This window comes from Nocardia sp. NPDC055029 (genome assembly GCF_053608525.1).
Window position 1 is genome coordinate 1 of sequence record NZ_JBSGVQ010000020.1, and the last position, 23050, is coordinate 23050.

A 23050-nucleotide genomic window follows, 5' to 3' on the forward strand; every position below is an offset into this window, starting at 1 on the left:
ACGTCGGGGAGGCGTCGCGATCAGCGGGTTCGGTGAGTTCTCGTCCTCAGCAGGCCACGGTCAGCGTGGCGCGCTTGCGGGTCGCGGCGGCGCGCACTGCGGCACCGAGGGCGACGACCGGCGGGACCCAGCGGGCCTCGGCCGGAGCGACGCCCCAGGAGGCGGAGCCCGCGGCGAGCTGGGTCGGGGGCAGCGGGATGCTGGCACCGTCGGTGTGCACGACGACGCCGGCCTCGCGCATGGCCTCGATCGCCATGGCGGCCTTGCGGACACCGGTGACGAGGTGGATCTCGCGACGCTCCTGGCCCGGGATCTCGATCACGGGGCCGGACAGGTTGTTGGCGCGCAGGAAGCGACGGACCTCGCCCGCCATCTCACCGGTGATCTCGATTGCCGAGACCTCGTCGTCGGTGATCAGGCACAGGCCATTGGCCGTTTCGGCAACCGTCCAACCCCGCGCGGCGTACTCCTGCGCGGCGGCACCTTTCTCGGCGGCCGTGGTTGTGGTCGGAAACGTCGTGCGCACTGTGTTCTCCATTCCCCGAAGAGCTCTGTTCCTGCGTTCATGGGTCGTATCGGACCGGGGTGGCAGTCTTGTTACGCCGTTCCCGAAAAATATTCGCGACTGTCTGGTTCGTCTCACTCCGCCGACCTTCGCTATCGGAGGATGCGGCCCGGCAGGGTTGGCGTAGGGGCCGAAACCGGGCAGGATTCGGCATATGACCGAAGCGCCGGGCACCACCCCGTCTCCCGAGGGGGAACCCGAGGAGTTCGAAGCCGAATCACGCTGGCTCTCTTGGAAAGAGACCGACGTGAAGCGCGCGGCGCGGCGGGCGGCGCAGGCCGGCGACGACGAGAACGCGGACGATTCGGACATACCACGCGACGCGGGTTTCGACGACCCGTTCCGCAGCACCGGATCGGCCAAGCAGTGGGCCGCCGAAGTCCTGCGCTCGCTGGTCGATGTCCAGTTCCGCAGGCCGGCGACCAGAACGTTGCTGCCGCTGGCCTACATCCTCGGCGTCGTCTCCTTCGGCATCGGCATTCCGGTGGTGCTCACGGTGCTGGCGTGGCGGGCGTCGGCGCTGCTCGGCATCCTCGCCGCGCTGGTCGCGATCCCGCTCGGGCTGACGATCGCGGCCGCGGTGCGGTTGATGCTGGAGTTCGCGAGCAACGCCGCCCGGCTGGCCGGCCGGGTCGAGCACATCAGCGACCTGGCCGACGGGTTGTTCCAGGCGCTCTCCGATGTCGCCGAGCCGGTGAACCAGCTCTCCGAAGACGTTCGTGCCGTGCAGTTCTGGCGCTTCAGGAAGAAAAAGTAGCTCCGGGCTAGTACTTGAACTAGGTGTTGCGCGATGTCCGATTCATTGTGAAACAATCCGTACGCAGATCCGACGCGTAGGTCGGCTGCGTAGGGCGGTCTCCGAAAGAGATGGGGGAGGCCGGATTTGGATAACAGGGGGGAAGTATGGCTTCACCACAGGGCGTCACCGGTTCGACGATGCCGCGCAGGCAGCTGGGCAGGCACTTACGTGACCTGCGTAATCAGGCGCGGATGACGACGAGGACCGCGGCGGCGCAACTCGAGTGGTCGGAAGCGAAGATCTGGCGGATCGAGACCGGCCAGACCTCGTTGCGCAGCCTCGACGTCGAGGCGATGTGCAAGGTGTACGGCGCGCCGGCGGAGCTCGTCGAGCCGCTGGCCGCCTTGGCTCGCGAAACCAAGGCACGGGGATGGTGGACGAGCTACGGCGATGTGATCCCGGAGGGCTTCGAGGTCTACATCGGGCTGGAGGAGGCGGCCACCGGGCTGTCGATCTACGAGGACGGCCTGGTCCCGGCGCTGTTGCAGACCGAGGACTACACCAGGGCGCTGCTCGAGCAGACCGTGCCAGGGCTGACCGAGGCCGAGCTCGGGCGCAGGCTGCGGGTGCGCGAGGCCAGGCAGGCGCTGCTCACCCGCGCGGATTCGCCGCTGCGGCTGCAGGTGGTGCTGGCCGAGGCGGTGCTGACCCGGCGCATCGGTGACGACCGGGTGCTGGCCGCCCAGCGCGCGCGGCTGCGCGAGCTGGCCGAGCTCGACACGGTCCGGATCCAGGTGATGCCCGGTGATACCGGCTATCACGCAGGCCTGGAATCGGGCCGGTTCGTGATCCTGGACTTCGGCGTCGACGGCTCGCTCGACCGGCCGGAACCGCCGGTGGTCTACGCCGAGACCTTCGCGGGCTCGGCCTATCTGGACAAGCCCGCCGACTACGAGCGCTACCGCGGCGCGTTCACCGACATCAGCGCGGCGGCATCCGGCGCGCCGTAGCTCCTACCAGGAGTTGGCGAGCACCGCACGGTGCGTGGGCAGGGCTCGGTCGTAGACCGCCCTGCCCTTTTCCGTCAGGTGGACGAAGATGGCGCGGCGGTCCTCGGCGCACATGGTGCGCTCGACGAGGCCGTCTTTCTCCAGCCTGGCTACGGCGCGCGAGAGCGCGCTCTGACTCAGGTAGATGTCACCGGCCAGTTCGGTCATCCGGTACTTCTGACAGGCCGCGTCGACCAGGCGATCGAGTGTCTCGAATTCGCTGAGTCCGATGCGGTGCTGGTGCTGAAGCGCCTTCTCCAGTGCGCAGCTCACGGCGGCGTGCCGATCGAGCAGTTCGCGCCACTGGCCGACCAGCTCGGTGGGCGCTTCGTTGCGCCGAGCTGATGCTGTGGCCGGGTTCGACATGGCCCCATCTTAGTGACCCGGGCATGTCCATGCAACCGCAATTTATGTGTTGGCAATTAATGCGTGTGCATGTAATGTCCTCCGCATGACTTCGCCAGCAACGCTCTCGGCCGCAGATCAGGCGACCGATCCGACCAGGTGGCCGCTTCGCCTCTGGGGCATGCTGATCACCCTGTGCATCGTTCTGTTCCTCGACGGTCTCGACGTCTCGATGATCGGCGTCGCGCTGCCGTCCATCGGCGCCGAACTCGATCTGTCCACCTCCACCCTGCAGTGGCTCGTCAGCGGCTACGTCCTCGGTTACGGCGGCCTGCTGCTGCTCGGCGGGCGCACCGCCGACCTGCTCGGACGCCGCAAGGTCTTCCTCATCGCGCTGGCGGTCTTCGCCGTCGCCTCGCTGGTCGGCGGCCTGGTCAGCGACCCGACGCTGCTGATTGTCACCCGCTTCATCAAGGGCCTCGCCGCCGCGTTCACCGCGCCGACCGGCCTGTCGATCATCACCACGACCTTCGCCGAAGGAAAGGCGCGCAACAAGGCGCTGTCCATCTACACCGTCTTCGGTGCCGGTGGTTACTCCATGGGCCTGCTGTTCGGCGGACTGATGACCGGCGTCGGCTGGCGCTGGACCTTCCTGCTGCCGGTCCCGATCGCCCTTGCCGCCCTGGTCGCCGCGTACGTGCTGGTGCCCAAGGACGGTAAGGCCGAGGAGGGCGGGCACGATCTGCTCGGCGCGCTGCTGTCCACCGCGGGCATGCTGCTGCTGGTCTACACCGTGGTCACCGCGCCGGAGGTCGGCTGGACCTCGCTCCGCACGGTCGGTTCGTTCCTCGCCGTCATCGCCCTGTTCGCCGCGTTCGTGATCACCGAGCAGCGGGTGAAGCACCCGCTGGTTCGCCTCGGCATCCTGCGCAAGGTGTCGCTGGTGCGGGCCAGCCTGGCCATCATCGCGGTCGCCGGTTCGTACTTCAGCTGGCAGTTCATCGTCACCCTGTACATGCAGGACACGCTGGACTGGTCGGCGCTGAAGCTGGCGATGGCGCTGCTGCCGGTCGGCATCCTGGTCGTCGGGTCGGCGTTCTTCTCCGAGAAGCTGATCGACCGTTTCGGCACCGGGCCGGTCATCGCCGTCACCATGTCCGTGATGGCCGTGGGCTACCTGCTGTTCCTGCGGGTCGACACCGCGCCGGACTACCTGACCGTGCTGCTGCCCGCCATCTTGCTGATCGGCATCGGCTGGGTCGGTTTCCCGGCGATCAACGTGCAGGCCACCAGCGGTATCGATGACGACGAGCAGGGTCTGGCGGCCGGCGTGCTGCAGACCTCCATGCAGGTCGGCGCGGCCATCGTGCTCGCGGTGACCACCGCGATCGTCACCTCCGGCGGGCACGGCGCCGGTGCGACGCCGCAGCAGATGCTCGACACCTACCGGCCTGGCCTCGAGTTCGCCGCGGGCGTCACCATCGTCGGCGCGCTGGTCGCCCTGACGGTCTTCCTGCCGCGGTTGACCCGGTCGCGGGTCGCCGAGGTTCCGGTCGCCGAGGAGAAGGTCCTCGAGCCGGTCGCCTGATCGGATAGCGCCGGACGGCACCACCTTGCACAGGTGGTGCCGTCCGTCGTTTCACGTGGATCAAGAAAAAGGCGGGGCCACTTCGTCTTTGGCGGAGCGGATATAGGTGAGCCTGCTGCCGTCGCGGCCCTCGGTCGGCCACTCGATCCCGAGACGCGGATCGAAAGCGTCCATGTCCCGGTCGAATTCGGGGGTGTATTCCAGCGAGCACAGGTAGGTGACCGTCGAGCCGTCCTCCAGTGAGAGGATGGCGTGGCCGAGGCCCTCGGACAGGAACACCGAGCGGCGGTGCACGTCGTCGAGCAACACACTGTCCCAGCGTCCGTAGGTCGGCGAGCCGGGCCGCAGATCGACGACGACGTCGAGGAACGCCCCGCGCACGCAGGTTACGTACTTGGCCTGACCCGGCGGGTCCTCGGTGTAGTGGATGCCGCGCAGCACGCCTGCCGCCGAGACCGAGGTGTTCACCTGGTGCAGCTCGAACGGCCGCCCGGTGGCCTTCTCGAACTCCGAGGCCTTGAACGATTCGCAGAACATGCCGCGGTCGTCGCCGAGCAGCCGCGGGGTCACCTCCCACGCGCCGGGGATGGCCAGTTCACGGATCTGCATGCTTACCAGTCTTTCCCGCGGTCGATCAGATCCAGCAGATAGCGGCCGTAGCCGGAGCGCACCATCGGTTCGGCCAGCTCGCACAGCTGGTCGTCGGTGATCAGCCCGCGCCGCCACGCCACCTCTTCCGGCACGCCGATCTTGAGGCCCTGGCGTTCCTCGATGGTGCGCACGTAGTTGGCGGCATCGAGCAGCGAGTCGAAGGTGCCGGTGTCGAGCCAGGCGGTGCCGCGGGCGAGCACGTCGACGCTGAGCTTGCCCTGCTCGAGGTAGGCGCGGTTGATGTCGGTGATCTCGTACTCCCCGCGCGCCGACGGGCGCAGCTCGCGGGCGATGTCGACCACGTCGTTGTCGTAGAAGTAGAGGCCGGGGATGGCGTAGTTCGAGCGCGGCACCTTCGGCTTCTCCTCGATGGAGACCGCGCGGCCCTGCTCGAACTCCACCACGCCGTAGGCGGTCGGGTCGCTGACCCAGTAGGCGAACACGGCGCCGCCGTCGATGTCGTGGAAGCGGGCCAGGCTGGAGCCGAGGCCGGGGCCGTGGAAGATGTTGTCGCCGAGGACCAGGGCGGCGGGCTCGGCGCCGATATGGCCGGCACCCAGCACGAACGCGCGCGCGAGACCGTCGGGTTCTGGCTGCACCACGTAGCTGATCGAGACGCCGAACTGGCTGCCGTCACCGAGCAGCCGGGCGAACGCGTCGGCATCCTCCGGCGTGGTGATCACCAGAATGTCGTCGATCCCTGCCAGCATGAGGGTGGACAACGGGTAGTAGACCATGGGCTTGTCGTAGACCGGGACGAGCTGCTTGCTCACCCCGCGCGTGATGGGGTGCAGCCGCGAACCCGTGCCGCCCGCCAGGATGATTCCGCGCATGGGGGGCAGTCTGCCAGTTCCCGCTCACGCGGAGTCGGGGAGGTTCCGACACGTCGACGAAATGGTCACGAACGTTTCGTGACCGGGTGTGTCGGGCGATTAACGAGACAGACATCGCGTTCATCTGATTATGTGAGCATCGATGTGTGAAACATCACCGTGTTAGATGTCAGCGTCGACATCCGTTCCGGGGGCCTGCCCTGGTCCGCGGTCGACGCGCCAGCTGTGAGGTAGGTGCGCGATGGCAACGCCCAAGATCGCCGGAATCGGTGTGTTCAGCGGGGTCGCGCCCGCCACCACAGCCAAGAGTACGAGCAAGCCCCACCCCCAGGGCATCATCGTGAACTCCGGCCGGAGCAGCACCTCCTCGCGGGTCCTGATGGGCGCCTGCGTCGGCGTCATCGGACCGCTGCTGCGGACCGTCCCGATCAACAGGGCGACCATCCCGATCGGCGCCGCCGCCGTCGACCTGCTCTCCCGGCTGCGGCCCGAACCGCACGGCATCGAGCGCGAGCAGATCCAGATGGACGGCTTCAAGATGGAGATGGTGCGGCCTGCCGGCGGCTCGCGCGCGCTGCGCCACGGTGCGGTGCTGTACATGCACGGCGGCGGATTCGCGGTCGGTGGCCTGCAGTCGCACCGGGCGATTGTCGCGGGTGTGGCTCGGCGGACCGGACTGCCGGTGCTGAATGTGGAGTACCGGCAGCTGCCAGGCCGCTCGATCAGCTCGGCGATCGACGACTGTGTGCTCGCCTACCGCTGGCTGCTGCGCCACGGCGCCGATCCGGCAAGGATCGTCTTCGCGGGTGACTCCGCCGGTGGTTACCTCACCTTCGCCACCGCGCTGCGCTCCCGCGAGATCGGGCTGCCGCTGCCCGCTGCGCTGGTCGGCCTGAGCCCGCTGCTCGACCTGGACTACCGGGCCAAGCAGGGATACGTCAACGTCAGCCGGGACGCGTACATCCCGCTGTCGGGCCTCGAGGCTGTCGTCCGGCTCGGTGCCGAGACCGAGGGCCCGCTCGACCCGGCGCTGTCGCCGGTCAACGCCGACCTCGCCGGACTGCCCCCGGTCCTGCTCATCGCCGCGGAGGACGAGCTGCTGCGCTACGACTGCGAGCTCATGGCCCATCGGCTCAGCGCGGCGGGTGTCCCCAACACCCTCGAGCTGTGGCGCGGCCAGGTGCACGCGTTCATGAGCATCCTGCCGAGCATGCCGGAGAGCCGCTCGGTGCTCGGGCGGGTCGCCAAGTTCGTCCGGGTCGCTCTGGAACCCGCCCAGCGGGCCAGGACCGCATAGAAGCTATCGAACTGGCTCGGACGTCCTGATCACGATCGGCCGGACGAGCCTCCTACCTGAAGAAGCCCCGTCCGGCAGTGCGCCGGACGGGGCTTCCGCTGTACTCGGTACCGGATTACTTGGCCGGCGCGGTGAACGGCTGGTTGATGGTGGTGAAGTACTGGATGGCCGCACCGATCGCCACCGGAGCGGTGATGAAGAGCTGACCGGCGATGGCGCCGACCGGGCCGACGAGCAGGGCGCCGGCGATGCAGCCGACGGCGGCGGCGGGCAGGAAGGGGCCGAGCAGGCCGACGATGGTGCCAAGGGCGACCGTGCCCGCGAGCACGCCACCGAGGACGCAACCCACAGCGGCGCCGCCGAGGCCACCGACCAGCGCGCCGATGGAGGCGCCCATCGAGATGGTGGAGGTCAGGCGGCTCCAGGCCGCGACCTCACGGTCGTACTCCGACTTCCAGGGCGCCTTGTCCTCGAAGGGCAGCGCGACGGGCTTGTAGACGGCCTTGGCCGGGTCAAGCTGCGGGGTCAGGACGGCCTTGTTGCCCGAGATCTCGGCGGCGATCGGTAGCTCGAACTCGTCTAGGCGGAACGACAGCGGCGTGGCGGCGATGGTGTCGCCGTTGGCGGCCTTGATCTTGAAGGCGCCGTCTTCGGCGACCAGCGAACCCGCGTCGGTGGTGATGACGGACGTGCCGTTCACTTCCTGGGCGGTGTAGTTGATCGGGGCGGCCTCGGCGGGGGCGGCGTTGACAGCACCGGCGGTGACGCCCATGGCGGCGATCAGCAGGGCCGAGGTCGCGGCGAACTTCTTGATGAGCATGAGCGTGGGAGTCCTCAATGTCGATGCGGTGCAGGGGGATCAATGCATGAAGCCCCGCCCGGCAGGCCGGGCGGGGCTCCTGGCTCGCGTATTCAGTTGTGCGAGTTCAGTTGTGCGTCGTTCGAGACCGGATTACTTGGCCGGCGCGGTGAACGGCTGGTTGATGGTGGTGAAGTACTGGATGGCAGCACCGATGGCGACGGGGAGGCTGATGAAGATGTTGCCCGCGATGACGCCGACCGGGCCGACCAGCAGCGCGCCCGCGATGCAGCCGACGGCGGCGGCAGGCAGGAAGGGGCCGAGCAGGCCGACGATGGTGCCGAGGGCGACCGTGCCGGCGAGGACGCCACCGAGGACGCAACCGACGGCAGCGCCGCCGAGGCCACCGACCAGCGACGCGATGGAGGCGCCCATGGAGATGGTGTCCTTCATGCGGTTGAAGGCGGCGAGCTCACGGTCGTACTCGGACTTCCACGGGGCCTTGTCCTCGAAAGGCAGGGCGACCGGCTTGTACACGGCCTTGGCCGGGTCGAGCTGCGGGGTCAGGACGGCCTTGTTGCCCGAGATCTCGGCCGCGATGGGCAGCTCGAAGTCGTCGAGACGGAAGGTCAGCGGGGTGGCGGCGATGGTGGTGCCATCGGCGGCCTTGATCTTGAAGGCGCCTTCTTCCTCGACCAGCGAGCCCGCGTCGGTGGTGATGACGGACGTGCCGTTGATCTCCTGGGCGGTGAAGTTGACCGGGGCCGGGGCCTCGTTCGGCGCAGCGTTGACGGCGCCGGCGGTGACGCCCATGGCGGCGATCAGCAGCGCCGAGGTGGCGGCGAATTTCCTCATCAGCATTTTCGTTGAACCTCGATGTTGGAGCGTTCGGAGGGGACTCGATGATCAAAATCCCCTGCAGCTAACGCGCGGTGAACCGGCCGTGACCGTCTATTCAAATTCTGTTCACCGGCGATACCCCAGGACCAGTGCGTTGCTCGAAACCTGAGCGTTGACCGGGCTTTTTCTCAGGAAACCAGACTCTGAGTCGTAACCTACCCACTCGTAGTGTGACTGACATCACAGTGTAAATACCTGGAGCGTCTCGGCAGTGCGACAGTACGGCAACGGATTTCGGGCGGACTCCGCCGCACGGCGGGCATGCGCGAGCACGTATCGTTGGCGTGGTGCGAGTGCTCGTAACCGGCGGGGCCGGCTTCATCGGTGCGAATTTCGTCCAGCAGACCGTGGTCACGCGCCCGGATGTCCACGTGACCGTCCTCGACGCGCTCACCTACGCGGGAAACCGCGCGTCGCTGGATTCGGTCGCCGATCGGATCGAATTCGTGCACGGCGACATCGCCGATCTCGACCTGGTCGACAATCTGGTCAGCGGCGTCGACGCGGTGGTGCATTTCGCCGCCGAATCGCACAACGACAACTCCCTTGCCGAGCCGTGGCCGTTCGTGCAGACCAATATCGTCGGCACCTACTCGCTGCTACAGGCGGTGCGCCGCCACGATGTGCGCTACCACCACGTCTCCACCGACGAGGTGTACGGCGACCTCACCCCCGACGACCCCGCCTTCACCGAAACCACCGCCTACAACCCGTCGAGCCCGTATTCGGCGACGAAAGCGGGCAGCGATCTGCTGGTGCGCGCCTGGACCCGTTCGTTCGGCGTCCGCGCGACGCTGTCGAACTGCTCCAACAATTACGGCCCGTATCAGCATGTGGAGAAATTCATCCCACGCCAGATCACCAATTTGATCGACGGTGTGCGCCCGCGTCTCTACGGCGCCGGTCATCAGGTGCGCGACTGGATCCACGTCGACGACCACAATCGCGCGGTGTGGGACATTCTCGACCGCGGCCGGATCGGCCAGACCTACCTCATCGGCGCCGAGGGCGAACTCGACAATCTCAGCGTCGTCCAGCTCATTCTGCAGGCCTTCGACCGCGATCCCGCCGACTTCGATCACGTGACCGACCGGCCCGGCCACGACCAGCGCTACGCCATCGACGCGAGTCTGCTGCGCGAGGAACTCGGCTGGTCACCGCGGTACGCGGACTTCCGGGCAGGCCTGGCCGACACCATCACCTGGTACCGCGAGAACGAAAACTGGTGGCGGCCCAAGAAGGCCGCCACCGAACGCGCCTACGCCGCGGCGGGCGAAAAGAAGCTCTGACCCCCACCGTCGTCCGGGGAATTATCCCCAGACGACGGTGTAATACGTTGCGGCCGCGCCGATCAGTGCGAAAACCGACGCGCAGGTGACGGCGATCGCCGTTGCGCGAGTGGGAATCACGCCGTCGGAATCGGTGAGCCGCAAGGGAACCCAGCGCGCGACGACAGCCAGGCCTATGATCGCCAGCGGCACGAAATACCGGCCCTGCACACCGTCGATGATGTAGAAATCGACCGGCGTGAACGACATGTACAGCGTCACGTAGATCATCGCCACGCTCGCCAGCACCGTCAGCGCCACGATCAGGGTGCGCCGGAAAGTGGCCGTCACGACGCTCATCCGGTCGGCGATACCGAAACTCACCGCGAAGGCGATCAGGCACGCCAGCATGGATATCGCGGGCACGTCGACATAGGCGAAGCCGAGTTCACCGAAGAACTGGTTGAACCAGCGGTGATCACGCAGCGCGATGCTCTCGCCGAAGGTGTGCACGAATTGCACCGGGTCGCCGAGGATTCCCTTCAGCTGGTCACCGGGACGCACCTCGTACCACTGGTGCGGCGGGCGCATCAGGCCCATGCCCTCGCCGGTCGGCGCGGCAATCTTGGTCCACGCCAGGAAAAGCGCGGCGCCGGTCGCGGCGAACGCCCACGGAATCAGCTTGAGTTTCCCGGCGAATCCCAGCCGGTCGGCGGGGACAACGACAACGAGCATCGCCAGCAGCACATATGTCGGTTTGCTCAGCGGCAGCGCGATCGTCGCGGCCAGCAGCGCACCGGTTTCCACCGGACGCAGCCGATCGCCGACGAACAGCGCCTTGAGCAGCAGCGCCGACACCATGATCGCGAGCGCGTTGGTGAGCGTGTCCGCGGTGACGGTGCCCGCCTGGAACAGCGCGATCGGCAGCACCGCGACGGTGAACACCAGCCACTGGCTGCGCCGCTCCCGCAGCGCGTACAGCGCGAAGCCGACGACCGCGAGGTAGGTGATCAGCCCGGCCAGCCGGGTCAGCAGAGACAGCCCGCCGATATTCAGGCCGAGCGCCTCACCGAGCCGGATGCCCACGGCGGCGGGCACATACGGCACCGGTGAGTAGGCGGCGGTGTTGGTGAACCACATGGGCTTGGTGGCCGCGGAGATCTCGGCGTCGCCCAGCCGGTCGTAGGCGGCGGGGTCGGCCACCATGGCATTGGGCTCGTCGGACTCGTCGGGGTTGTCGTTGTAGTCGCGGAAGGCGTAGCCCATCAGCTCGTCGACGCTGACCGGGATCTGGCCGCCGTAGGCGACACCGCGATCGTCCGCGATGCGCTGCGGGAACACCCCGCCGTGCGCGACCTGGTAGGCGCGGCCGAACTGGGTGATCTCGTCATGGCCCCAGAACGTCGGCGTGAGCACGGCGAACAGCGCGCCGAACACGGTCGCGATCACGGCGAACGCGACGGTGGCCGCGCCCAGCTTGTCGGTCAGCGTGCGGACCGGCGCGAGGGCGCGGTCCTTGGTGCTCGGTGCGGGAGTTGCGGTTTTGCTGAGCTCGGCGGTGGTGTCCGGCTCGGTCGAAATCGTCACCGACGGTCTCCGGCAGCGACGTCGTCGTTCACCCCGGCCGCGGAATAGCGCAGGTAGACCAGTCGCGCCGCCTCGTGCCGGGACCGGCGGATGCCGTCGAGGATCATGCCGGCGGTCCAGGCGAGGCTGCCGAGCAGCATCAGCGTGAACGCGAAGAACAGCGTCGGGAACCGCGCCACCTCGTTGGTGTTGTAGAACTCGATCACGATCGGGACGGTCAGGATCAGCGACACCAGCCAGGCCAGCGTGCCGAACAGGCCGTAGAACGCCACCGGGCGCTCGTGCCTGGCCAGGCCGAGTATCAGCGCGAGGATCTTGGTGCCGTCGCGGTAGGTGCGCAGCTTGGACTCGCTGCCCGCCGGGCGGTCACGGAAACCGACCTGCACCGCGGTCTGCGGTACCCGCAGGTGCAGCGAGTGCACGGTCAGTTCCGTCTCGATCTCGAACTCGCGCGAGACGGCGGGGAAGCTCTTGACGAACCGGCGGGAGAACACCCGGAAGCCGCTCAGCATGTCTTCGACGTTCTCGCCGAACACCTTGCCGACGACGCCGTTGAGCACCTTGTTGCCGGTCTCGTGACCCGAGCGGTAGGCGTTGGTGTCCTCGTCCTGCTTGCGCACGCCGAGCACGTGATCGTAGGGGCCATCGAGCAGCGTCTTGATCATCAGCGGTGCCGCGGACGCCTCGTAGGTGTCGTCGCCGTCGATCATCACGTAGACGTCGGCCTCGATGTCGGCGAAGGCGCGGCGCACGACGTTGCCCTTGCCCTTGGTGTTCTCGTAGCGCACGATCGCCCCGGCCTCACGGGCGCATTCGGCGGTGCGGTCGGTGCTCAGGTTGTCGTAGACGTAGACGACGATCCCCGGCACGGCGGCCTTCAGGTCGGCGACGACCTTGGCGACCGCGGCCTCTTCGTTGTGGCAGGGGACCACGGCGGCAATGCGAAGCTCGGTGGAGTCCACCCGGGTCAATCCTCGATGTAGGCAGCAGTGGGACACCGGGAGGGTACACAGCGCGCGTCGGATCCGCTCACCCGGTTCAGCGAGCTTAACGCGGGACCGAACGGGCCATCGGTGTACGGTCGGCCCGTGTCCCACCCCGAGTTGTCCGAGCCGGTCCCCGCGTCCTTGATGTCGAAGGTGGTGACGGCACTGCGGCAGGGGGCGGCGTTCCTCGTCGTCGGCGCGATCGGATTCCTGGTCGACGCGGGCACCTACAACCTGCTCGTCTTCTGGGGCGGTGGATTCTCCTTCTCCGAAGGTGTGCTGTATCACTCTCCGCTGCTCGCCAAGATCATCGCGATCGCGGTGGCGACGGTGGTCACCTACTTCGGCAACAAGTGGTGGACGTTCTCACACAAGAAGACCGACAACCCCGGTCGTGAATACCTTTTGTACGCGGTATTCAACGTGGTCGCGATCGGCCTGCAACTCGGCTGCCTCGGCTTTTCCCGCTATGTGCTCGACCTGTCCTCGCCGCTGTCGGACAACATTTCCGGCACGTTGATCGGCCAGATCGTCGCGGTCGTATTCCGCTATTGGGCCTACGACAAATTTGTCTTCACCGGCTCTTCGGCAACCGAAGAGCAACACGCGCGGGGTGCGGCGACCCCTCACTGACGGCGCGACAACGCCGGGCGATTGATATCCTCACCCCCGCCTGCCGCGCCGCCCTTTCTTTACGTGACTGCTTGCGTCGGCGCAGTCGATACCGAGAATTTCGAGGACTTCATGGAACAGTCGGCTACGGGAGCCGTGACCGAATCGAACGATCGGCGCGACGCCGCGCCGGAATCGCTGCGTGGCGAACACGTGGCGCCGGAGCGGCTGGTGCTGGCCAGGGGCATATTCACCGGTCCGTCGGCCCGGGTGAGCGACGAGCTCTACGCCGTCGTCAAGGGTGGCGCCGCGGTCCGCGAGCGCCTGGCGCTGCACCTGCCCAAGGGCGCCACCGCGCACACCAACACCTACTTCGGCCGCTTCGCCGCCAGCTACTGGCAGCGCTGGACCACCGTCACCGAGGTGACGGTGAGCGCGACCCTCGAGGTCGGTGACAAGGCCAACGTGCGCCTGGTCGCCTCCGACATCGCGGGCCACCGCCGCATCATCGCCTCGCTCGTGGCGACCAGCAGCGGCCGCGTCAGCTTGAGTGCCCCGCTCGACCAGTACGTCGACGGCGGCGCGCTGTGGCTCGAGTTCGACGCCATCGGCGGCCCGCTCGGCATCACCGAGCTCGCCTGGACCGCGCAGGCCCCGGAGAAGGTCCGCCCGGTCGCGATCGCGATCTGCACCTTCAACCGGGCCGAGGACTGCGCGCACACCGTGGCCGCGCTGGCCTCGGACGCGACCGTGCTCGGCGCGATCGACGCCGTCTACGTCGTCGACCAGGGCACCGACCTGGTCGAGAACCGCCCGCTGTTCCAGCAGGTGCGTCCCGACTTCGGCGACAAGCTGCGCTACATCCGCCAGCCCAACCTCGGCGGCGCGGGTGGCTTCACCCGTGGCCTGTACGAGGTGTCGGCGGCCAACGAGCACGCCGACGTCATCCTGATGGACGACGACATCCTCTGCGAGCCCGAGACCGTGCTCCGGTTGCAGGCCTTCGCCAACCTGACCGTCGAACCGACCCTGGTCGGCGCGCAGATGCTGTTCCTGCTCAACCCCGACTACCTCAATGTCGGCGCGGAGGAGGTGCACCTGCACGAGCTCAAGCACGGCCAGAAGGTGCCCAAGGCGCTGCGCAACACCTCCATGCTCAAGAAGAACCAGGAGCGTCGCGTCGACGCGGGCTACAACGCCTGGTGGACCTGCCTGATCCCGGCCGAGGTGGTCGCCAAGATCGGGCTGCCGGTGCCGATCTTCTTCCAGTGGGACGACGTCGAGTACGGCATCCGCGCCCGCGAGCACGGTTTCGTCACCGTCACCCTGCCCAACGCCGCCGTCTGGCACGCCGACTTCTACTGGAAGGACTACGACGACTGGGCGCGCTACTTCTCCACGCGCAACTCGCTCATCGTCGGCGCCCTGCACACCGATCTCGACGGCAAGGCGATCACGCGCGAGTTCTTCCGCAACATCGCCGAGCACCTCGTCGGCATGCAGTACGGCCTCGTGCACACCACCCTCCAGGGCATCGAGGACTTCATGAAGGGCCCGAAGGTGCTGCGCGACGGCGGCATCGACGCCCTCGCGGCCGCCCGCGGCACCCGCGGCGACTACCCCGAGACCATCAAGCACCCCGCCGCGACCCCGCCGGTGAACTCCGCCGACATCCAGGTCCGCCGGGCCGGTGGTGAGCCGAGCCGGGTCAACCTGGTGCTGATCAAGCGCGCGATCACCCAGTGGACCGGGCGCACCCAGCCCGGCCTGATCGGCGTCACCCGCGAGGATGCGCACTGGTGGCACATCGGCCTGTTCGACCACGTGGTCGTCACCGACGCCTCCCAGTCCGGCGTCCGCGTCCGCCGCCGCGACAAGGCCCGCGCCCGCGCCCTGCTCATCCGCGCCTACCGCACCCTGCGCAAGCTCCGCAAGGAACTGCCCGCCCTGCAGGCCGAGTACCGCGCCGCGGTGCCCGAGCTCACCAGCCGCGAGAACTGGGCCAGGCTCTACGGGATCGATCCCAGCTGAGCTGGTCTGTCCTGCTGAACGCCGCGCCGGAATTCGTTCCGGCGCGGCGTTTCTCGTTCAGCCAACCAGGATCAGCACGAATACCAACAGGAACAGCACCGCGGTCACCGCACCAGGCAGCAACGTCAGGATCAGGCCGGGCGTCTTCTGGGGTTCCCACCCGATCGCGCCCTTGAAGAAGAACACGGCGGGCGACCTGTAGTAGACCTTGCTACCCGGCCCCTGGCCGACCGGAACCTGGATCTCCGCCTGCCCCATGTCGAACAGCCACGGCGTCACCACCCGGACGTGGTACTGCCCAGGCCCGACCGGCACATGGGTCTGACCCCATCGCGCATCGGGCACCCGCTGACCGTTGACGAAGATCTTCGGCTTGACCAGCGCCAGCATGAACGACGCCCACGAGAACGACGAATCCACCATCAGCCCAGGCGGATTCAAGCTTTGCTGCGATGGCCCCTGAAGACCCGTCGCGGGCGGTGGACCGCCGAATTGACCCGGCGCGCCATGGGACGGCCGGCCGAACTGGCCGGGTCCGCCTTGCTGCGGGTGACCGCCCGGACCGAACTGGCCAGGTGCGCCGTGGGGTGGTCGGCCACCGAACTGGCCGGGGGCACCCATCGGCGGCTGGCCGAATTGACCCGGCACGCCCTGGCGTGGCCGGCCGCCCAGACCGAATTGGCCAGGTGCGCCCAGAGACGATTGGCCGACGGCATCCTGGTCCGGTGCGCTATGCGGCGGTTGTCCGCTCTCGTCGAATGGCGGCTGATCAGGCGGCGGGCCTGCGAAACCGTCGAAGGAGACCGTGGCCGAAGGGCGCTGAGGCGGTGGGAATCCCGGCTGTGCGGGTCCACCGGAGGCTCGGCCCGGCAGCGCGTCGAGTTGCCCGAATCCTGGCGGCGTCTGCGGTTGCCCGAAATCGGCATCCTGTGCTCGCCCATGACCCGGCGGACTCTGCGGTTGGCCGTAGCCCTGCGCCGGTCCGCCGAACGCGGGCGGTGGCGGCACAAAAGGTTGTCCAGGTGTCGAAGCGCTGTGACCAGCAGGCGGCTGACCGAACCCGTGTACCGGTGAGCCTGGGCCGGCGGGTGGCTGCCCGAATACGCCGGGGCCTGCGGGAGGCGGACCGAATCCGGGTGCTGGAGCGCCGGGGCCTGCGGATGGCGAACCGAATCCGGGTGCTGGAGCGCCGGGGCCTGCGGATGGCGAACCGAATCCGGGTGCTGGAGCGCCGGGGCCCGCGGGTGGTGGACCGAATCCGGGTGCTGGAGCGCCGGGGCTTGCGGGCGGCTGTCCGAACGGGGGCGGCGGCGTTGCCGGACCACCGATTCCCGGCGGAGGAGTGACAGGTCGCGCGTGGCCCGGCTGCGGGATGTCCGGCCTGCTCACCGACCACTGGTCTCCGGTCACCGGCCGGATCAGGCTGGGTTGCGGTGTGCCACCTTCTGTTTCGCCGATATCGGCGCGAGCTGGATCGGCGGGGTGTGGTGGTGGGAAATCGCCGGGGCTACTCATTTATCCCTCCCGGATAGCGAACCGTGCGGCCCGAACCCTACCGCCTCGCCGCGTCAACGGCCGGGCGAGCGCAAGCCCGTCCGACCGGCCGGCTCGCCGCGTCGGCGGAACGCGATCACCACGCTTCGGTGCAGGCCGAGGCCCATGCCGAAGCGTGGTGATCATTTGTCCAGGTAGGTCAGCGGCGGCCGCGTTCGCGGTACTGGCGGCGCTGCTCTCTGGTGATGGTGCGCCAGACCTGGGCTCGTTCGGCGGCGAGGCGCTTGTCGGTGCGCGCCGCCATCCACTCGTTCTCCTTGGCCAGTTTGCGATAGCTCGTCAAACGGCGTTCGGGGAGGGTGCCGTCGGCGAGCGCGGCGAGGACAGCGCAGCCGGGCTCGGTCAGGTGCGCGCAGTCGGCGAAACGGCATTCGGTGGCGAGGGATTCGATGTCGCTGAATGTCTTGCCGATGCCGTCGGCCGCGTCGTACAGGCCGATGCCACGCAGACCCGGAGTGTCGATGAGCGTGCCGCCGCCGGAAAGCGGACGCAGCTCGCGATGCACCGTGGTGTGGCGCCCCTTGCCGTCGACCGCGCGAACGGCGTTGGTGGCGAACACCTCCGCGCCGAGCAGGGCATTGGCGAGGGTGGACTTGCCCGCACCGGAGGGCCCGATCAGCGCGACCGTGCCGGTCAGTACGGCGCTGAGCACATCCAAGCCGACATCGGCGGAGGCACTCACCGCGAGCACCGTCGCCCCTGGTGCGACGGCACGCACCTCGTCGAGCGGGATATCCACCGCGGCATCGGCTTTGGTGAGCACGACGACCGGCTGCGCATTGCTCTCCCAGGCCAGGGCGAGCATCCGTTCGATCCGGCCGAGGTCCACATCGCCGTCGGCGGCCGTGCAGATCAGCACGGTGTCGACATTGGTCGCCAGCACCTGGGCGACCGAACGCCCCGACACCGACGATCGCATGATCGCCGAGCGCCGCGGCAACAGTTGCCGCACAGTCCGTTCGGCGTCGATACCCACCCAGTCGCCGGTGCACAGACCGGTGATGTCACGCGGGCAGGCGGCGCGGGCGGCTCCGGTGGGTGTCACCACATCGCATTCGCTGCGGTCCATCCGGACGATGCGCGCGGGAACGAGGTCGCCGAGGAGAGGAAGGTATTCGGAAGCTACGGCTTCGGTCCAGCCGTAAGGGACGAGGCGGTCGTAGTCGACCATGAGGGGGAGTCCTTCGTCGGGGCCGAGCCCGACGGCGGGCTCAGCGAGAAGAGTTCGGGGTGGAGTCCACGTCGGCGGTGTGCGTATGCACAGCCCGCCGGGGCACGGCAATCCTCACGATCACGGACATCCACCTCCTCGCTTCTTCTCGCTGGTCCACAGACCCTGACACATCGCCGCGGTCCGCGGCAACCGATTTATTTCGGGTCGGGCTTGCCGAACTGCTCGTTGCGGCCGAGCGAGCGCAACCGGAACCACTCACGCAGACCCGCCGGATCGCGTCGCGTCACCAGGAAGAACCAGGAGAACCGGATCCACTCCTGCGGCAACAGCTTGCGCATCCCTGGCTGCGACATCAGGTAGCCGCGGTTGCGATAGGTGAAGTACCGCTTCACCGGGTCGTCCGGGTACTGCGTGTGCATCCGGCCACCGAGGATCGGCTTGAACTCCTCGGCGCCGTTCGGGTGCAGGTAGGCCGTCTGCAGACAGGTGCCGAACGGCAGCCCCGAGCGCACGAGCCTGCGATGCACCTCGACCTCGTCACCGCGCACGAACAGGCGCAGATCGGGCACGCCGATCAGGTCGACCGCCTTCGCCGAGATCAGCGCGCCGTTGAACAGCGACGCGATGCCGGGCAGGAAGTCCTCGTCACCGAGCTCCGAGCGCAGCCGTCGCCACACCACGCCGCGGCGCAGCGGGAACGCGAGCCGGTCGGGCTCGTCGATATCGCACACCACCGGCGACACCTCGACGAGATTGTGGCGGCGCGCGCAGTCGAGCAGGGTCGCCAGCACCTCGGGACCGTCGGGGCGGCCGTCGTCGTCGGCCAGCCACACCCAGTCCGCGCCCATGGTGAGCGCGTGCAGCATGCCGAGCGCGAACCCGCCCGCACCGCCCAGATTGTGCCGCGAACCCAGGTAGGTCGCCTCGATCGGCTGCTGGGCGACCAGCTCGGCCACCTCGTCCTCGTTGGCGTTGTCGACGACGATCAGATGGTCGATCGGCCGCGACTGCGAAGCCAGCACCTTCAGCGATTCGGCGAGCAGCTCACGGCGCTTGTGCGTGACGACCACCCCGATGATCCGCGCCTGCGGGCCGGTCTCGGTGTGCAGGTCGGCGGGCTCGGCACCCGCGGGCAACTCGGCGTCATCGGGCAGCACGGTGGCACTCGCCTCCAGGCGATCGGTCATGCTGAACCCACCCGGCACCGGCTTCCCGTGATCGTCGCTCATGCCTGGTTCTGCTCCAGTTCTCGTTCGCCGCCTGCGCCCGCTGCGCCCTCGGTCTCCAGCTCACGCAGCACCTGTGCCACGTGATTACCCGCGTCGGGACCCTCATACGCTCGCACGACTTCCTCGATCCCGCCCTGCAGCCGGATCTGGCCGTGGTCGACCCACATCGCGGTGTCGCACAGCTGGGCGAGGAACTCGTTGGAATGGCTGGCGAAGACGAGGATGCCCGAGCGCGCGACCAGCGACTGCAGCCGCGTGCGCGCCTTCTTCATGAACTCGGCGTCGACCGCGCCGATGCCCTCGTCGAGCAGCAGGATCTCGGGGTCGATCGAGGTGACGACACCCATCGCCAGGCGCACTCGCATACCGGTGGAGTAGGTGCGCAGCGGCATCGACAGGTATTCACCGAGCTCGGTGAAGTCGGCGATCTCGTCGATCTTGGCCATCATCTGCTTACGGGTCTGCCCGAGGAACAGGCCGCGGATGATGATGTTCTCGTAGCCGGAGATCTCCGGGTCCATGCCGACGCCGAGGTCGAACACGGGCGCCACCCGGCCGCGGATGCGCGCGCTGCCGCGGGAGGGTTCGTAGATGCCCGACAGCAACCGCAGCAGCGTCGACTTACCCGCGCCGTTGTGGCCGACCAGGCCGACCCGGTCGCCTTCCTTGAGCGAGAGGTTGATGTCGCGCAGCGCCTCGACGACGACAACATCGGAGCTGTTGCGCCCGATCGCGCCGCCCGCCTTGCCGAGGAACGCCTTCTTCAGCGACCGCGACTTGGCGTCGAAGATGGGGAACTCGACCCACGCCTGCTGGGTTTCGATACTCACACGGCTCATCGGGCGTCTGCTCCTAAACCCAGTACGGGACGCGGGCACGGTACTGCTTGAGCGCCAGGATCGCGACGACCCAGCCGACCACCGTGATCGCGCCGACGATCGCCCAGTGATGCCACTCCGACGGCTCGCCGAGCAGCGGCGCGCGCACGATCTCCAGGTAGTGGAAGGTGGGCACGATCTCGATCAGCTTGGCCCGGTCGCTCATGCCGCCGACCGAGTTCTCCAGCGCCTTCGTCGACCACATGACGGGGGTCAGCACGAACAGCATCAGCGTCATCGAGCTCAGGATCGGGGCGATGTCACGGTAGCGGGTGGAGAAGATGCCGAACACGATCGACACCCACATGGCGTTGAGGAACAGCAGGACGATCGCGGGGAAGACCAGCAGGATCGACCAGTTCAGATCACGCCAGATCGAGAACGCGACCACCAGTACCGCGTAGATCGCCGCGTTGTGGATGAAGAACAGGAACTGCCGCCACACCAGCCGGTACACGTGCACGCTCAGCGCCGACGGCAGCTGTTTGATCAGCCCCTCGTTGGCGATGAACACATCGGAACCCTCGAGGATCGAGGCGCTGATGACGTTCCACACGATCAGGCCGACCGTCACATACGGCAGGTATTCGCTGATCGGCTGATCGAGCAGCGTCGAATACAGCAGACCCATCGCCAGCGCCTGCAGCCCGGTCGCGATCGTGATCCAGAACGGGCCGAGCACCGAACGGCGGTACCGCTGCTTGATGTCCTGCCAGCCCAGCGACAGCCATAGCTCGCGCTGATGAAAGCCGTCGCGCATGTCCTTGAACGCGCGCTTGAACGTCTGCGAGTCCGACACGATCGGTGGCGCGACCTCGGCCGGTTCGGCCTCGGTCACCAGGGAGTTGTCGTCGGAATGCACGGGGCTCTCTTCGGTACGCGCGTCACTGCGGTCGGAGACCGAATCGGGACGAGCGGCAGCTGCGGGCACGGTCCCCGACCTTACAGTGTCGTCCCCTGGCTGGTGCCGGGTGTGCGTCGCCGGGCGGCGTCATCGTGCACTTCGAGCACGCGCAGTCGAAATACTGACTGAGCGGCGGCCGATTGCACGATTACGCCGGACGATCACCTACAGGTACTGCCCGCCGCCCACGTGGCCACCGGCCTTGTGATCACCCGCGTGCATGCCGGGCGGCAAGGCGCCCTGACGCATCTGTTCCAGCTGCGCGCGGGCGGCCATCTGCTGGGCGAACAGCGCGGTCTGGATGCCGTGGAACAGGCCTTCGAGCCAGCCGACCAGCTGGGCCTGGGCGATCCGCAGTTCGGCGTCCGATGGCACCGACTCGTCGGTGAACGGCAGGGTGAGCCGCTCGAGCTCCTCGCGCAGTTCGGGGGCGAGGCCCTGCTCGAGCTCGCGGACCGAGGATTTGTGGATCTCCTTGAGCCGGGTCCGGCTCGCGTCGTCGAGCGGAGCCGCCCGCACCTCCTCGAGCAGCTGCTTGATCATGGTGCCGATGCGCATCACCTTGGCGGGCTGCTCGACCATGTCGGCCAGCGACTCACCCTCGTCGGCGTCGTCGGTGGCGGGCTTCTCGTCGTCGGGCACGACCTGTCCGGTGAACGTGGAACCGCCGTTCTGATCGGCGGGCACGGTGAGCGGACGGCCGTCGGGACCGATCACGACGATGGATTCCGGTACATCCTCCGAGTGCGTCATATCCCCATCATTGCGTGTGTGCCGGGTTCGCGCTAAAACCCCGACGCGGTTACACCGGGACGCCCGCTGCCCTTAAAGTGGCCACCATGACTTATGACGTCGCGAGGGTTCGGGGCCTGATACCGTCCCTGGGCGACGGCTGGATTCATCTGGACCCGCAGGCTGGGATGCTCGTTCCCGATTCGGTATCGCGTGCCGTCTCAACGGGTTTCCGCACCTCCTCGTTTTCCCACATCGGCCGCCACGGTGCGGCGACCCGCAGCGGTGCGATCCTCGACGCCGCCCGTGCGGCGGTCGCCGACCTGGTCGGTGGAGATCCGGCCGGCGTCGTGCTCGGACCCGATCGCGCGGTGCTGCTGGCCTGGCTGGCGGAATCGCTGAGTTCCCGGCTCGGTCTCGGCACCGGCATCGTGCTGTCCCGGCTCGACGACGAGGCCAATGTCGCCCCGTGGCTGCGCATCGCCAACCGCTACGGCGCGCACGTGCGCTGGGCCGAGGTCGAGATCGAGACCTGTGAGATGCCGTCGTGGCAGTTCGAGGAGCTCATCGGCCCGACCGCGCGCCTGGTCGCGCTCACCGCCGCGTCCCCGATCGTCGGCTCGGCGCCCGCGGTCCGGGTGGCCGCCGACCGGGTGCACGACGTGGGTGGACTGCTGGTCGCCGACGCGTTCGGCGCCGCACCCTACGCGCTGATCGACATCGACGAACTCAACGCCGACGTGGTCGCGCTGAGCGCGCCGTCCTGGGGCGGCCCGCAGGTGGGCGCGCTGGTGTTCCGTGACCCGGCGTTCCTCGACCGCATCCCGTCGATGTCGCTCAATCCCTATGCCAAGGGTGCTGAACGGCTCGAGGTCGGCGGGCACCAGTACGCGCTGCTGGCCGGGCTCACCGAGTCGATCGACTTCCTCGCCGGGCTCGACGAACGCGCCCGCGGCACCCGCCGCGAACGGCTCGAGATGTCGATCACCTCGCTGCAGGACTATCACGACCAGCTGTTCGACCACCTGATGCAGGTGCTCGAGAAGGTCGAGAACCTCACCGTGATCGGCCGCGCGTCCACCCGCATCCCGACCGTCAGTTTCACGATGGCGGGCATGCAGGCGGAGAAGGTCGCCGCCAAGCTGGCCGACAACCGGATCGGCACGGTCTCCGGCGTGCACGGCGGCAGCCGATTACTGGACGCGCTCGGTGTCAACGACGAGGGTGGCGCCGTGACGATCGGCCTGGCGCCCTACACCACGCGCTACGAGATCGACCAGCTCGGACGCGCGCTGAGCTCGCTCGAATAACCTGCGCCAGCCGTTCACT

Annotated in this window: 22 protein-coding genes; 8 read left to right on the forward strand and 14 right to left on the reverse strand. The window is 68.0% G+C overall.

The genetic code is table 11. The features are described from left to right. Positions 1-46 precede the first annotated feature (46 nt). Complete coding sequence (locus ACWF9G_RS18345) at positions 47-538, reverse strand: hypothetical protein (RefSeq protein ID WP_379310043.1); 492 nt, start codon at positions 536-538, stop codon at positions 47-49. Between the two features lie 181 nt (positions 539-719). Between ACWF9G_RS18345 and ACWF9G_RS18350 the strand changes: the two genes are divergently transcribed. Further along, on the forward strand, positions 720-1322 hold the full coding sequence (locus tag ACWF9G_RS18350; protein ID WP_452516595.1) for a DUF4282 domain-containing protein: 603 nt from the start codon (positions 720-722) through the stop codon (positions 1320-1322). Positions 1323-1468: 146 nt separating this feature from the next. Beyond that, on the forward strand, positions 1469-2314 hold the full coding sequence (locus ACWF9G_RS18355) for a helix-turn-helix domain-containing protein (RefSeq protein ID WP_452516596.1): 846 nt from the start codon (positions 1469-1471) through the stop codon (positions 2312-2314). 3 nt (positions 2315-2317) lie between these two features. On the opposite strand, the gene ACWF9G_RS18360 is transcribed toward ACWF9G_RS18355, so the two are convergent. Next, positions 2318-2719, reverse strand: a complete 402-nt coding sequence (locus ACWF9G_RS18360; protein ID WP_379310040.1) for a MarR family winged helix-turn-helix transcriptional regulator — start codon at positions 2717-2719, stop codon at positions 2318-2320. Between the two features lie 85 nt (positions 2720-2804). On the opposite strand from ACWF9G_RS18360, the gene ACWF9G_RS18365 reads away from it, so the two are divergent. Then, complete coding sequence (locus ACWF9G_RS18365; protein WP_452516598.1) at positions 2805-4286, forward strand: MFS transporter; 1482 nt, start codon at positions 2805-2807, stop codon at positions 4284-4286. Positions 4287-4346: 60 nt separating this feature from the next. On the opposite strand, the gene ACWF9G_RS18370 is transcribed toward ACWF9G_RS18365, so the two are convergent. Both ACWF9G_RS18370 and rfbA read right to left on the reverse strand, forming a co-directional pair. Then, a complete protein-coding gene (locus tag ACWF9G_RS18370; protein ID WP_379079564.1) occupies positions 4347-4895 on the reverse strand; it encodes a dTDP-4-dehydrorhamnose 3,5-epimerase family protein in 549 nt (182 codons plus the stop codon). 2 nt (positions 4896-4897) lie between these two features. Continuing rightward, on the reverse strand, positions 4898-5770 hold the full coding sequence (gene rfbA / locus ACWF9G_RS18375; RefSeq protein ID WP_379310037.1) for a glucose-1-phosphate thymidylyltransferase RfbA: 873 nt from the start codon (positions 5768-5770) through the stop codon (positions 4898-4900). A 241-nt stretch (positions 5771-6011) separates the two neighbouring features. Here rfbA and ACWF9G_RS18380 point away from each other — a divergent pair, with 241 nt between their 5' ends. After that, complete coding sequence (locus ACWF9G_RS18380; protein ID WP_379310036.1) at positions 6012-7067, forward strand: alpha/beta hydrolase; 1056 nt, start codon at positions 6012-6014, stop codon at positions 7065-7067. Positions 7068-7182: 115 nt separating this feature from the next. On the opposite strand, the gene ACWF9G_RS18385 is transcribed toward ACWF9G_RS18380, so the two are convergent. Further along, positions 7183-7887 carry a hypothetical protein gene (locus ACWF9G_RS18385; protein WP_452516600.1) on the reverse strand — a complete coding sequence of 235 codons (705 nt, stop codon included), beginning with the start codon at positions 7885-7887 and terminating at the stop codon, positions 7183-7185. A 132-nt stretch (positions 7888-8019) separates the two neighbouring features. Then, positions 8020-8727 carry a hypothetical protein gene (locus tag ACWF9G_RS18390; protein ID WP_379310034.1) on the reverse strand — a complete coding sequence of 236 codons (708 nt, stop codon included), beginning with the start codon at positions 8725-8727 and terminating at the stop codon, positions 8020-8022. 326 nt (positions 8728-9053) lie between these two features. On the opposite strand from ACWF9G_RS18390, the gene rfbB reads away from it, so the two are divergent. Then, positions 9054-10055 carry a dTDP-glucose 4,6-dehydratase gene (gene rfbB, locus ACWF9G_RS18395; RefSeq protein ID WP_379310033.1) on the forward strand — a complete coding sequence of 334 codons (1002 nt, stop codon included), beginning with the start codon at positions 9054-9056 and terminating at the stop codon, positions 10053-10055. A 21-nt stretch (positions 10056-10076) separates the two neighbouring features. Here rfbB and ACWF9G_RS18400 read toward each other — a convergent pair whose 3' ends face one another. Next, positions 10077-11621 (reverse strand): DUF2142 domain-containing protein, encoded by a 1545-nt coding sequence (locus ACWF9G_RS18400; protein ID WP_452516602.1) that lies wholly within the window; start codon positions 11619-11621, stop codon positions 10077-10079. After that, positions 11618-12583: a glycosyltransferase gene (locus ACWF9G_RS18405; RefSeq protein WP_379310031.1), complete on the reverse strand. Its 966-nt coding sequence runs from the start codon at positions 12581-12583 to the stop codon at positions 11618-11620. The genes ACWF9G_RS18400 and ACWF9G_RS18405 overlap by 4 nt, the downstream gene beginning before the upstream one ends. 126 nt (positions 12584-12709) lie before the next feature. On the opposite strand from ACWF9G_RS18405, the gene ACWF9G_RS18410 reads away from it, so the two are divergent. After that, complete coding sequence (locus ACWF9G_RS18410) at positions 12710-13240, forward strand: GtrA family protein (RefSeq protein WP_379310030.1); 531 nt, start codon at positions 12710-12712, stop codon at positions 13238-13240. Positions 13241-13351: 111 nt separating this feature from the next. Beyond that, on the forward strand, positions 13352-15250 hold the full coding sequence (locus ACWF9G_RS18415) for a glycosyltransferase (protein ID WP_379310029.1): 1899 nt from the start codon (positions 13352-13354) through the stop codon (positions 15248-15250). Positions 15251-15307: 57 nt separating this feature from the next. Here the strand turns inward: ACWF9G_RS18415 and ACWF9G_RS18420 are convergent, their stop codons facing one another. From ACWF9G_RS18420 to ACWF9G_RS18445, 6 genes are all read right to left on the reverse strand, one after another. Then, complete coding sequence (locus ACWF9G_RS18420) at positions 15308-15673, reverse strand: hypothetical protein (protein ID WP_452516604.1); 366 nt, start codon at positions 15671-15673, stop codon at positions 15308-15310. A gap of 1270 nt (positions 15674-16943) precedes the next feature. Further along, positions 16944-17975, reverse strand: a complete 1032-nt coding sequence (gene rsgA, locus ACWF9G_RS18425) for a ribosome small subunit-dependent GTPase A (RefSeq protein ID WP_452516605.1) — start codon at positions 17973-17975, stop codon at positions 16944-16946. Positions 17976-18172: 197 nt separating this feature from the next. Then, positions 18173-19207, reverse strand: coding sequence for a galactofuranosyltransferase GlfT1 (glfT1, locus tag ACWF9G_RS18430; protein WP_379310024.1), 1035 nt, complete (start codon positions 19205-19207; stop codon positions 18173-18175). Continuing rightward, complete coding sequence (gene wzt / locus ACWF9G_RS18435; protein ID WP_379310023.1) at positions 19204-20046, reverse strand: galactan export ABC transporter ATP-binding subunit Wzt/RfbE; 843 nt, start codon at positions 20044-20046, stop codon at positions 19204-19206. Before wzt ends, glfT1 begins: the two co-directional genes overlap by 4 nt. A gap of 13 nt (positions 20047-20059) precedes the next feature. Then, entirely contained in the window at positions 20060-20926 is an 867-nt protein-coding gene (wzm, locus tag ACWF9G_RS18440; protein WP_452516690.1) for a galactan export ABC transporter permease subunit Wzm/RfbD, read from the reverse strand. A 228-nt stretch (positions 20927-21154) separates the two neighbouring features. After that, positions 21155-21742: a bacterial proteasome activator family protein gene (locus ACWF9G_RS18445; protein WP_379310022.1), complete on the reverse strand. Its 588-nt coding sequence runs from the start codon at positions 21740-21742 to the stop codon at positions 21155-21157. A gap of 86 nt (positions 21743-21828) precedes the next feature. Between ACWF9G_RS18445 and ACWF9G_RS18450 the strand changes: the two genes are divergently transcribed. Further along, the gene (locus tag ACWF9G_RS18450) at positions 21829-23031 is read left to right on the forward strand and encodes a cysteine desulfurase-like protein (RefSeq protein ID WP_378847432.1); all 1203 of its coding nucleotides are present in this window, start codon (positions 21829-21831) and stop codon (positions 23029-23031) included. Positions 23032-23050: the final 19 nt, after the last annotated feature.

What these genes read in the sequence shown, in the direction of transcription:
- ACWF9G_RS18345 (WP_379310043.1), bottom strand. Translation starts at nt 538, where the DNA reads ATGGAGAACACAGTGCGCACGACGTTTCCGACCACAACCACGGCCGCC.
- ACWF9G_RS18445 (WP_379310022.1), bottom strand. Translation starts at nt 21,742, where the DNA reads ATGACGCACTCGGAGGATGTACCGGAATCCATCGTCGTGATCGGTCCC.
- ACWF9G_RS18355 (WP_452516596.1), top strand. Translation starts at nt 1,469, where the DNA reads ATGGCTTCACCACAGGGCGTCACCGGTTCGACGATGCCGCGCAGGCAG.
- ACWF9G_RS18365 (WP_452516598.1), top strand. Translation starts at nt 2,805, where the DNA reads ATGACTTCGCCAGCAACGCTCTCGGCCGCAGATCAGGCGACCGATCCG.
- ACWF9G_RS18415 (WP_379310029.1), top strand. Translation starts at nt 13,352, where the DNA reads ATGGAACAGTCGGCTACGGGAGCCGTGACCGAATCGAACGATCGGCGC.
- ACWF9G_RS18360 (WP_379310040.1), bottom strand. Translation starts at nt 2,719, where the DNA reads ATGTCGAACCCGGCCACAGCATCAGCTCGGCGCAACGAAGCGCCCACC.
- glfT1 (WP_379310024.1), bottom strand. Translation starts at nt 19,207, where the DNA reads ATGAGCGACGATCACGGGAAGCCGGTGCCGGGTGGGTTCAGCATGACC.
- ACWF9G_RS18385 (WP_452516600.1), bottom strand. Translation starts at nt 7,887, where the DNA reads ATGCTCATCAAGAAGTTCGCCGCGACCTCGGCCCTGCTGATCGCCGCC.
- ACWF9G_RS18390 (WP_379310034.1), bottom strand. Translation starts at nt 8,727, where the DNA reads ATGCTGATGAGGAAATTCGCCGCCACCTCGGCGCTGCTGATCGCCGCC.
- ACWF9G_RS18450 (WP_378847432.1), top strand. Translation starts at nt 21,829, where the DNA reads ATGACTTATGACGTCGCGAGGGTTCGGGGCCTGATACCGTCCCTGGGC.
- rfbA (WP_379310037.1), bottom strand. Translation starts at nt 5,770, where the DNA reads ATGCGCGGAATCATCCTGGCGGGCGGCACGGGTTCGCGGCTGCACCCC.
- wzt (WP_379310023.1), bottom strand. Translation starts at nt 20,046, where the DNA reads ATGAGCCGTGTGAGTATCGAAACCCAGCAGGCGTGGGTCGAGTTCCCC.
- rsgA (WP_452516605.1), bottom strand. Translation starts at nt 17,975, where the DNA reads ATGGTCGACTACGACCGCCTCGTCCCTTACGGCTGGACCGAAGCCGTA.
- ACWF9G_RS18420 (WP_452516604.1), bottom strand. Translation starts at nt 15,673, where the DNA reads ATGGTGGATTCGTCGTTCTCGTGGGCGTCGTTCATGCTGGCGCTGGTC.
- ACWF9G_RS18350 (WP_452516595.1), top strand. Translation starts at nt 720, where the DNA reads ATGACCGAAGCGCCGGGCACCACCCCGTCTCCCGAGGGGGAACCCGAG.
- ACWF9G_RS18380 (WP_379310036.1), top strand. Translation starts at nt 6,012, where the DNA reads ATGGCAACGCCCAAGATCGCCGGAATCGGTGTGTTCAGCGGGGTCGCG.
- ACWF9G_RS18370 (WP_379079564.1), bottom strand. Translation starts at nt 4,895, where the DNA reads ATGCAGATCCGTGAACTGGCCATCCCCGGCGCGTGGGAGGTGACCCCG.